The organism is Clostridium sp. MCC345 (assembly GCF_018785345.1).
In the GTDB taxonomy this organism is placed as follows: domain Bacteria; phylum Bacillota; class Clostridia; order Lachnospirales; family Anaerotignaceae; genus Anaerotignum_A; species Anaerotignum_A faecicola.
Window position 1 is genome coordinate 1 of record NZ_WQPP01000011.1, and the last position, 10,817, is coordinate 10,817.

Consider the following 10,817-nt stretch of genomic DNA (forward strand, 5'->3'; position numbering starts at 1 on the left):
AACTCCGGTTTTTCTAAACCGGCAAAATCTAGTTCATTATCTCATCAGCTTCCGCTGACAGAATTGACTATGGGTTGTGTGTTTTCTCTTACGCTATTCTATTTTCAAAGTTCACAGCACTTCCGCAGTGCAAGGATTATTTTAGCAAAGGTACCCCATCTTGTCAAGCATAATTTTCAACTTTTTTCAAACTTTTTTCAAAAAATCCAAAAAAAGCGAAAGAACCCAGAAAAATCAAGGTTCTCCCGCTTCACGCTTTCTGCTTTTATTTATCCAAAACAATCTTTTTAAATACCTCACCGATGTTTTCCGCAATCACCAGCGCCGCCTTATTGTCATAGGGCGTTGCAGATTTATTGATGAGCACCAGCTTATTTCCTCTGTAATAATTCAGCAAGCCTGCCGCAGGGTAGACATTCAGACTTGTGCCGCCGACAATCAGCACATCCGCCTTACTGATGTAATCCACAGATTTATAAATCGTTTCCTGATCCAGCCCTTCTTCATACAGCACCACATCGGGGCGCACGATACCGCCGCAGACATCACAGCGCGTAATGCCGTCATTTGCCGTCACATAATCCAGATCGAACTGCTTGCCGCATTTCACGCAGTAATTTCGATACAGCGTCCCATGCAGCTCCAGTACATTCTTACTGCCTGCTTTCTGGTGCAAGTCATCAATATTCTGCGTGATAACCGCCTTCAGCTTCCCCATTTCTTCCAGTCTCGCTAATGCCTTATGGCAGTCGTTAGGCTTTGCATCCGGGTAAAGCAGTGTTTTCTTATAATATTTGAAGAAAACCTCCGGATTCTGTTCAAAAAATGTGTGGCTCAGAATCACCTCAGGACGCACGCCATATTCATTGATGGCATGAAAAATACCGTTTTCGCTGCGGAAATCGGGAATCCCACTTTCTGTCGAAACGCCGGCACCGCCGAAGAAAACAATATTGTCGCTCTCATCTATCCATTTTTTCAACTGCTTCTGTTTTTCATCCATAGAAATTCCTCCGTTCTGTTAGCAAAAAAATATCCTCTCTCCTATTATACCTCGTCTGCCGCTTCCTGCAATTCTGTTTTTTCATATCGCACCACGGTATCCAAAATTCTATGTCCTTCCACGCGTTCCACCTGAATCTGCATGCCATCCGTTTCCAACGCAAATGTTGTCCCATCCTCCGGAATATGCCCCAACACACCGAAGATATATCCGCCAAGAGTGTCATATTCCTTCACCGGCAAAGAAATCCCAAGTGTCTCAGCCACATCATCCAGAGAAGTGCTGCCTTTCATTCTATATGTGTGTATTCCAAGCTGTTCAATTTCCTTTTCATCCGTATAAATATCCCCTACCAGCAGCTTCAGCAAATCATGCAGGGTAATCACGCCGCTCACCCCGCCATATTCATCCAGTACCACAGCAAACAGCTTTTCCTCCTGCTTCATATTCCGAAACAGAACATCCGCTTTCATAATCTCAGGTACAAAATAAGGCTTCTCTACCGCCTGCGCCATCACAGCTTCTCTATTCTTCTCCATCAGGCGAAAATATACCTTTGTATTCAGCACACCAATAATATTATCTGTATTCTCTTTGTAAATGGGATAATATGTATAGCCGCTTCGCAGAATTGTTTCCTGCCATTCCGCATCCGATTCCTCCAAGCCCAGCACAGTCATATCTACACGATGTGTGCAGATCTCCTCTACAGAAATATCATCAAAGGCAAATACATTCCGAATCCACCGTGTTTCCTCCGCATCAATCGTCCCTTTTTCCTCTCCTGCCTCCAGCATCATATAGATTTCCTCTTCGGAAACCTCCTCCTTCTCATCTGTCGGGTCAATTCCAAAGAGCTTCAGCACACCGTTGGTAGAAATCGTAAGAAGGGCCACTAGCGGTGCAAACAGGCGGGAAACACCTGTCAGCATGCCACTCATGCCCAATGCCAATCCTTCTGCCTTTTTCATCGCAACTCGTTTTGGTACCAACTCCCCAAAAACCAGATTGAAATATGCCAATACCAGTGTAATCAGAAAAACAGAAAATGATTTTAAAATGCGTTCCGGAGCATCGATACCCGCTTTCTGTATCACCTGCACCAGCGTACCGGCAAAATTTTCCGCCGCAAACGCAGAGCCAAGCAGCCCTGCCAATGTAATTGCCACCTGTATCGTTGATAAAAATTTTGTCGGCTGTGCAGTCAGTGCCGCTAACCGCTTTGCCCGCGCATCCCCATCTCTCGCCATTCGTTCCAATTTGGTATCATTCATAGAAATAACCGCAATCTCCGCACTTGCAAAAACAGCGTTCAAACCAATCAGAATCACTTGCAGTAAAATAGCTTTCATAATATTCCATTCTCCTTTGCTTCTATCTGTCTACGTCCGAAAAAATCAAAAAAGGCATACTCCGCCTCCAAAAAAGCAAAGTACACCCTTTCTCTATTTCTCAACGACATATTCTGTTGCAGCAAAGCAAGTTCGATCCTCATCCGCATCCATGCCGATTCTCACACTCCTCAAATAATATATATGGCAGTATGCCATAGAGAAGCCTTCAAGTCAATCATTTATATCCTAAAAAATCCGTTAAGAAATCACAGAAATACACCTGTCACAAAAATTTCCAGACCAATGAAAATCAGAATCACACCGCCAAGGATATTCGCCTTTCCTGCCAGCTTCACGCCAACCTTCTTTCCGATATGCAGGCCGCAGAGGCAAATCACAAAAGTCACCATTGCAATAATCAGTGCTTCCAAAAGGGCGAGAAAAAAATCATATTCCGCAATCGTAAAACCAACCGAAAGCGCATCAATCGAGGTCGCAACCCCCTGTATGAATAACGCCATAAAGCCAACGCCGCAGCGCTCCTCCTCTGCCCCGCCGCCCGCAAGGCCTTCCTTCAGCATACTGCCGCCGATATACAGCAAAAGCACCAGCGCAATCCACGGAATCAGCTTTTCAAAGGCTTGGAAATGGCTTACAATCGTATGAATACAGACCCAGCCCGTCATGGGCATCAGCGCCTGAAAAAAGGCAAACACGCCTGCAATGCCGCACATCCGCCGCGTTCCCATCTGCGGCTCATTCAGCCCATTGGCAAGGGATACGGAAAAGGCATCCATCGCAAGCCCTACCCCTAGCAACACACTGTTAAACAAAAACATAAAGCCAATGGACAAAACAAACTCCTCCCATCCGGTCTCTCTTAAATTGTTCCTCTTAAATTTTCTTCTCGCTAAATACTCGCAAGGCAGTGCTTCTCAAAGCTTCGCCTCATACAAAGCGTCACTCTTGGGCTGTGCCAAAGGCAGCCGCATATCATTGACCAGCATATATCTGCCGCTCTCCGTCAATTTTCCGATCACCGCCGCCGCAATGCCTTCCTCCTGTAATCTCTCTGCTAATTTCTCTCCGTTTTCTGCCGCAATAATCATCGTACCACTGGAAATCAATCCCAGATAATCAATGCCCATTGCCTTGCAGATTTTCTTTGTTTCCTCTTTGACAGGAATTTTCTCCACAAAAACATCCACACCTAAGCCGGAACATTCCGCAACCTCCCAGACGGCACCCAGAACGCCCCCCTCCGTAGCATCGTGCATGGCGGTTGCGCCATAAGCAAAGGCAATTTCAGATTCCTTCCCGACAGAAAGATGCGCCTTCATTGCCTGCGCATTTTGCAGTTCTTCCTCTGTCAGATACTGCCGCAAGCCTTCCTCCCATTCCTTTGCAAGAATGGCAGTGCCTTCCGTACCTGCCCATTTCGTCATGATGACATCCTGCCCTGCCTTTGCACCGCCGGTGGAAAGAATTTTTCTGTTTCTCGTTTTCCCAATCACTGCTGCGGAAATGACAGGCTTTACAACTGCATCCGTCACCTCGGTATGACCGCCCAGAATCTCGATATTGTGTTCCTCCGCCGCACGAATCGCGCCGGACATCATTTCCTCCAGCAAAGCTTCCTCACTTTCCGGCGGCAAAAGCACCGTCAGAAGAACGCCCATCGGCTCCGCACCGGAGGAATAAATATCGTTGCAGTTAATCTGCACCGCCAGATAGCCGACATCCTTCGCAGCTCCCGTAATGGGGTCTGTGGACAGAATGCAATATTCTCCGCCCAAATCAACAGCAGAGCAGTCTTCTCCCGTTTTCGGGCGCAGAATGACATCCTCACGCTTCACCCTGCTTGCCTGCATAGGCTCCATCACAATTTTCTCCAGAATCTCCGGAGGAAGTTTTCCGATTGCAAACATCGTTTTCATCCTTTCCTTCGCAAAAAGCCTCTGTCCAATGACAGAGGCTTTTATTGCCTTATTCACTTACTGATCGCTCGACCCTGTGTTTTCTGTTGTTGTGGGCGTGGTTGGTTCTGTCGCTTCCTCCTTCTTCTTCGTGCCGACAGTTACCTCGTCCGCCGCCGCACGATAGGAAGAGCTGCTGAACCATTCATTGCTGACCATTTTCCCATTCTCATACACCTTTTTGCGTACGCTCACCTTGCAGCCCGTTCTGCCGCGAGAGGTTACAACTCTTTCGCCTTCAGGCAGATCGGGATCCTTCTTCACAATTTCCGCAGGCTTGTTAATTGTACCCTCGTAAACCGTTTCAAACTCCAATCTTCTGCCTGCATCATGCACCTCATGCCCGTAAATATTCATGACAAGCTTGCCGCCGCTTGCGTAAGCCTCAATCATAATAGGATATTCGGTGTTATTCTTGAATTTCAAATCCTTATAGGTGCCTGCCACAGCCGCATCTCTGCCCAGCGGCACATAGCCAACCGTCATGGAATGAGGGGAACGCTCTACCACCTCAAGCTCAGCCAGAATGACTGCATTATATAAGGTAGATGTTACCTGACAAACGCCGCCTGCCATGCCCTTTTCCACCTTGCCGTTTACATAAACGCCGGCTTCCTTATAGCCGCCTGCCGCCGTCTGGCTGCCCAGATGCGCATTTGCGGAAAATACCTCTCCGGGTGCAATCACAGTACCATTGATGTAATTGCAGCCTACCGCAAGGTTGTTGTTTCTGTTTCTGTCGCTGTTTGTATAGGTTGTGTAATAAGACCCAATCAGATCCGTTACATGGGAGTTATCCTCTGCCGTAATCTTGGGCTTTGTTACCTTTGCCGCAATTTCCGCTGTGCCGCTCTTGCGTGTTTCCATCACCTTTGCCACATGCTTTGCGGTTTTATCCTTTTCCATTTCAAGCCCTGTCTGCTCAGGAGAAACCACAAATCTGCCATTCTGCCTTACAACAGTACTGTCAACGGCATCCTGATTAAATTCCTCCGCAACCTCGTCCAGCTTTGCGCTCAGCATTTCCGCATCATAGCCGTAGGTCAACTCAATATTCACGCCATCCTTCAGCAATTTCGCGCCGACCTGAAAGCGCTCCGCTTCCGTGCCGGTACGCCCTGTTTCGTATGCCTCCTTTACCGCATCCTCCACATGGTACCCTGCGCCGATGTCCTCAAAGGGAATGTCCCATTTCTGCAGTGCGTCTTCTTCGCCATACTGCAATGTCAGAATTTGCCCGACAACCTCGGATTTATACCTTTCCTGCAGCTGTGCGACAGCCTCCTCCTGACTCAATCCGGATACATCCTCACCATTGATCGTAATGCCCTGATAAATGCCTTCCTGTGCCAGCAGATTCAAAACCTTTCTTTTATGTACCTCATGATACCCGAACGCAGCCACTGCCACAAGCAGAACCAAAACACCGATTATCACCAAAGGCTTTTTATTTTTATTGTTATTGTCTGTTTTTTTGCCCTTCTGATGGTGATGATGTTGGTGCGATTGCTGCTGATGTCGCTGCTGTCGTGGTCTATTGCTTTCCTCCAACTCTCCTCGCCCCCTAAAATATATTTCATGCAAAATTGCCTGTTTGATACAAGCTTTGTCATACCCTGACTATTTTTATCAATAGTCCCCCTTATCATAACGAAGTCTACTGTAAATTACAAGAGCAATTCCTTGAAAAAATCCTTACATTTTTGTTACGATTTTATGCCGTTTCTGCGAATCATACATTCCCTTCTCGGTTTCGCCGCTCAATAGATGCCATAGCCCAGAAACGGCGCAGCCAAACTCAGCACCATTACTACCGCCAAAAGCAGTGCAATTCCTGCGGCAATTTTCTTTTTCATCCGATATTTATCCTTCGGTTTCATCGTTTATTTCCTTCTTTCTCCTTATTTTTGCGGAACGCCATCTCTGCATCCAGTCCCATTTCCGCCAGAAAACGAGAGGGCTTCCGTTCCTTTTCATATCTTTGCAGAATTGCAGAAAGACAGAGCTTTTCGGATGCCCTTGTCATGGCAACATAAAACAGCCGCCTCTCCTCCGCAACCGTATCCATGCCCTTTTCATGCGGCACAATCCCCTCCACCAGAGAAGGCAGGAAGACCGCACGAAATTCCAAGCCCTTTGCACCATGCATCGTCATGAGTGCAACGCCGTTTCGTTTCTTCCCCTTTTTGCGGCTCTGCTCCTTCATTTGCAGACTCAGCCGTTCCAGCTGCTCCCGAAAGCTGCGCACATCCGCACAGTCCTTTGCCGTTTCCATAATCTCGTCCGCTATCTCCTGCAAAACCTGAGCACTTGTTCTTCTATATGCAGCAAATTCCTCTAAATATTCATCATATCCGATGACTTTACGAATATATTTTAACGCATCATAGGGGGTGCGCTTCCGAATCTGGTTTAAATCAATTCGCAGATTTTCCAGATTCTCCTCCTGCCACCCCTTCAAGGACGGACAGACAAAAAAGCTGCGCAATAACGTATACGGCATCGTTTCCGCCTCCGCGAGCAAATCCTTCCCGATATAGCGTTTGGGTTTATTCAGAATCCGCCGCAGTGCGCTGTCCGATTCCTCATTCTCTGCAAGCAGAAGATAGGCAAGCAAATCCTTCGCCACCCAATGCTCATACACATTGCCGCTGTTATCGCGCAAGTCGTATGGAATCCCTCTTTTATATAATTCTCTGGCGAATGCACCACCCTGTAGATTTGTACGGTAAATGACAGCAATTTCCGTCAACGGCACGCCTTCATCCAGAAGTCTGCCGATTTTCTCCGCAATATGCGCTGCTTCCTTCGCCGCATCCTCCGCCAGAAAAAACGTCACCTTATCACCGGCTTCCCCGATGCCCTTCATATTTTTCACAAAGCGCACCTCATTATTGCCGATGACACGCTCCGCCAAATTGACAATTCGCTCCGTAGAGCGATAGTTTGTATTTAATGTTACTTTTTTTGCCGCAGGATAAAGCGTCGGAAAATGCAGAAGAAAATCAGGTCTTGCGCCGCGGAAGGCATAAATACTCTGGTCATCATCCCCCACCACAAAAAGATTCTGATGCTTCTCTGCCAGAATCTGCAAGCAGGCAAACTGCGCCTGATTGACATCCTGAAACTCATCCACCAGAATAAATTTATATTTTCTCTGCCAATACTCCCGTACTGCCGCATCCTCACGCAAAAGCTGATAGCACTGCGTCAGCATATCGTCAAAATCCAATTTTTCATGCCGTTCCTTATACCCTTCATACGCACGATACAGCTTGCGAAATTCCTCCACAGGCATTCCCGTGGGCGTGAAGCGGTTCGGCTGCTCCAATTCACTGTTCATCAGAGAAAGCTGTGAAAAGAATTGCGAAATATATTCTTCTAAATCGGGAATATCCCATTTTTCTGCTTCAATACTATTTCTGAGGATGCTTCTTCTTTCCTCCTCCTGAAAAATCTGCTCCACATTCCAGCCGTATCTGCTCCGCAGAATCCGAAAAAAGATGCTGTGAAATGTTCCGAAGGAAACGCCGGAAGCTCCGTTTAAATTCTCAAATCGGCTTTTCATTTCTTCCGCCGCCGCTTTGGAAAAGGTCAGCGCAAGGATTTCCTGCGGCTTCGCCAATCCTCTTTCCAATAATCTGGAAATGCGACAAAGCAATACTGTTGTTTTTCCGCTGCCCGGCCCTGCCAGAACCAGCATCGGCCCTGTTTCGTGGCAGACTGCCTTCTGCTGTGCCGTATTCAGTTTTTTGCCCACAGTATCGCCTCCTTTTTCGCTTCTTTCTAAACATTAAGTATACCACATCTTTCTGCCAAATGCCAAAAAAACACAGATTCTGTCCTATCTTAATAAAACCTTATAAAAACCCTAACGCGTTTTTCATTGCGCAAATTTCTATTCTGTATTAAAATAATACATGTTTCAGGCTAAATGCCCGAAACCGAAAATTTGAAGTAAAAATCCAGAGAAATGTTTTCCAGACATAGAAAACACGGAGGTTTCTAATGAATATTGGCATTTTTTCCGACACATATTTTCCACAGCTGAACGGTGTGGCAACATCCATCCGCACGCTCACCCATGCACTACGCGAAAAGGGACATACGGTGTATATTTTCACCCCTTCCGACCCTCGCTGTGAAGGGCAGCCCGAGGATGAGGATATCTTTCGTCTGCCCAGTATCCCCGTTTATTTCGTACGGGATTATCGTGCAGGCTATATTTTCCCACCGCATATTCTGAAAAAAATCAAAAAACTGAATCTGGACATCGTGCATACACAGACAGAATTCCCCTTGGGCTTTCTGGGAAAGCTGGTTTCCACAACGGAGGGTATCCCCATGGTGCATACCTATCACACCATGTATGAGGATTATGTGCATTATATCGGCGGCGGACATATCATTTCCAAAAACATGGCACGCGAATTCAGCAGCGCCTTCTGCAATACGGCAATGGCAGTCATCGCGCCTACGCATAAAACGGAGCAGCTGCTTTCCGGCTACGGTGTAACAAAGCCGATTTCCATCATCCCCACCGGCATCAATACCGCGCATTTTCGCAAGGAAAACTTCGATGCGGCGGAAATTCTTGCCCTGCGGGAATCCCTTGGCTTAAAAGCAGATACTCCCGTTATCATTTCCATAGGGCGTATTGCGAAGGAAAAAAGCATTGATGTTGTCATTTCCGCCTTGCCAAAGCTGATTGAAAAGCTGCCGGAAGTGCAGATGGTAATTGTCGGCGAAGGCAATGAAATTGAAAATCTGCGCAACTTTGCAGAATCCCTCGGTGTTGGTGCTCATGTGATGTTTACAGGCGGCAAGCCTTGGGATGAAATCGGGAAATATTATCAGCTCGGCAATGTTTTCTGCAGTGCATCTGTTTCCGAAACACAGGGGCTTACCTTTGCTGAGGCAATGGCAGGCGGCATCCCCGTTGTGGCAAAAAAGGATGAATGTATCGAAAATATCATCACTGACGGTGAAACAGGCATGCTCTTTGAGAAAAATGAAAACCTGCCGGAGCTGCTTTATCGCGTGCTGACTGACAAATCCCTTTCCGAAAAGCTTTCCACAGCCTCTATACAGGCGATGGATGTTCTTTCCGTGCAGAACTTTGCAGACAGCGTGGAGCAGCTGTACCAAAATATTCTGGAGCAGGAGGAACGTCCCAAGCCCATCGCCGCCCCTGTTATTCCGTTTGTGATTGGCGCAAAGGCCGCCAAGGGCATTACAGGGCTGCCTGGGAAGATTTCCCGTACCTATTTAAAGAAAGCAGCGAATTTTCTTTCTTCTGCCAAGGGCGAATAAAACGCCCAGATAAGAAACCCTGAATTCTGAAATGCTGAAAGCTACGGCTACTGCGTTAGTTCCCCTTGACAGCCTAAGTCAAAGGATGCCTGTGGGGAACTTCCTTGCATCCGCAGTCTTTCAACTATTTCATTTTCTTCATGTTTTCTTATTGGGACACACCTTAAGGGCTCTGTGTTTTTTTATAAATCCTTTCCAATCTTTTTCAAAAAATGCTTGACAAACTCTTTCCCATATTGTATGATAGTTCATGTGCCAAATGAATATGTGAGTGTAGCTCAGCTGGATAGAGCGTCTGACTACGGATCAGAAGGTCGCGTGTTCGAATCATGTCACTCACGGAAAAAAACGTATATCACTTTGATATACGTTTTTTATTTGCTTCATTTCGAGCAAAAACAAAATACTACCTATTTTATATTTTTACGCAAAAAAGAGAGGAGCGGTATTTCTACCGCCCCTTTCTTTTTATCGTGGGTAAATGTAAGGAATCAATTATTTGTCAATCTGAGGAGCAACGTCATCCATCCACTTCATCAGACCACCATTTTCTGCATTCTTATCCCATACATATTTCTTTGTTTCGGAAGCGATAACACCGCTCAGACCAATCAAAGCTACGCAGTTGGGGAATGCCATACAAGCGTTCAGTACGTCAGCAATGTTCCAAACTACATCCAGTGCAGCTACACAGCCTACCAGTACAACAAATGTCCAAACAACACGGAAAGGCATGATGGACTTAACACCTACCAGATATACCCAACATCTTTCACCATAGTAGGACCAACCCAGAATTGTGGACCATGCGAATGTCAGCAGACCGAATGTCAGAACTGCGGGACCGATTACGGGAATCGCATTGAAGGCACCTGCTGTCATCTGCGCACCTACCAGACCTTCCATACCTACGGGGTCTTTAATGATGGAGGATACCAGAACCAGACCTGTCAGCAAGCAAACTACGATTGTATCCCAGAATACACCGGACATGGAAATCAGAGCCTGTCTGGAAGGGTTTCTTGTAGCTGCACATGCGTCAACGATAGGAGCAGAACCCAGACCAGATTCATTTGTGAACAGACCACGAGATACGCCGGCACGGATACATGCTACTACTGTTGCACCAACAAAGCCGCCGCCTGCTGCTGCAGGGTTGAATGCGCCTTGTACGATTGCTGCGAAAGCTGC

At 46.8% G+C, this 10,817-nt stretch carries 9 protein-coding genes and 1 tRNA gene; 3 read left to right on the forward strand and 7 right to left on the reverse strand.

Annotated elements, in window-relative coordinates; all coding sequences use genetic code 11:
* Positions 1–291 (forward strand): hypothetical protein (locus tag GPK49_RS03145; protein WP_215676721.1); only part of this gene is annotated, 291 nt, incomplete at its 5' end.
* On the opposite strand, the gene GPK49_RS03150 is transcribed toward GPK49_RS03145, so the two are convergent.
* The 6 genes from GPK49_RS03150 to GPK49_RS03175 form a co-directional block, all read right to left on the reverse strand.
* Positions 266–1,009, reverse strand: a complete 744-nt coding sequence (locus GPK49_RS03150; RefSeq protein WP_444876934.1) for an NAD-dependent protein deacylase — start codon at positions 1,007–1,009, stop codon at positions 266–268. The two genes, GPK49_RS03145 and GPK49_RS03150, sit on opposite strands and share 26 nt — an antisense overlap.
* A 38-nt stretch (positions 1,010–1,047) precedes the next feature.
* Positions 1,048–2,355, reverse strand: coding sequence for a hemolysin family protein (locus GPK49_RS03155; RefSeq protein ID WP_215676723.1), 1,308 nt, complete (start codon positions 2,353–2,355; stop codon positions 1,048–1,050).
* A 248-nt stretch (positions 2,356–2,603) separates the two neighbouring features.
* Positions 2,604–3,191 carry a manganese efflux pump MntP gene (locus GPK49_RS03160; protein ID WP_118582877.1) on the reverse strand — a complete coding sequence of 196 codons (588 nt, stop codon included), beginning with the start codon at positions 3,189–3,191 and terminating at the stop codon, positions 2,604–2,606.
* An 81-nt stretch (positions 3,192–3,272) separates the two neighbouring features.
* On the reverse strand, positions 3,273–4,265 hold the full coding sequence (locus tag GPK49_RS03165) for an AIR synthase family protein (protein ID WP_215676724.1): 993 nt from the start codon (positions 4,263–4,265) through the stop codon (positions 3,273–3,275).
* A gap of 66 nt (positions 4,266–4,331) precedes the next feature.
* Positions 4,332–5,864, reverse strand: coding sequence for a VanW family protein (locus GPK49_RS03170; RefSeq protein WP_215676725.1), 1,533 nt, complete (start codon positions 5,862–5,864; stop codon positions 4,332–4,334).
* Positions 5,865–6,189: 325 nt separating this feature from the next.
* On the reverse strand, positions 6,190–8,073 hold the full coding sequence (locus GPK49_RS03175; protein ID WP_215676726.1) for an ATP-dependent helicase: 1,884 nt from the start codon (positions 8,071–8,073) through the stop codon (positions 6,190–6,192).
* Between the two features lie 248 nt (positions 8,074–8,321).
* Between GPK49_RS03175 and GPK49_RS03180 the strand changes: the two genes are divergently transcribed.
* A complete protein-coding gene (locus GPK49_RS03180; RefSeq protein ID WP_215676727.1) occupies positions 8,322–9,626 on the forward strand; it encodes a glycosyltransferase family 4 protein in 1,305 nt (434 codons plus the stop codon).
* A 267-nt stretch (positions 9,627–9,893) separates the two neighbouring features.
* A tRNA-Arg gene (locus GPK49_RS03185) sits at positions 9,894–9,967 on the forward strand.
* A gap of 154 nt (positions 9,968–10,121) precedes the next feature.
* Here the strand turns inward: GPK49_RS03185 and GPK49_RS12905 are convergent.
* The coding region (locus GPK49_RS12905) for an alanine:cation symporter family protein (protein ID WP_318283828.1) at positions 10,122–10,817 on the reverse strand (696 nt) is incomplete at its 5' end.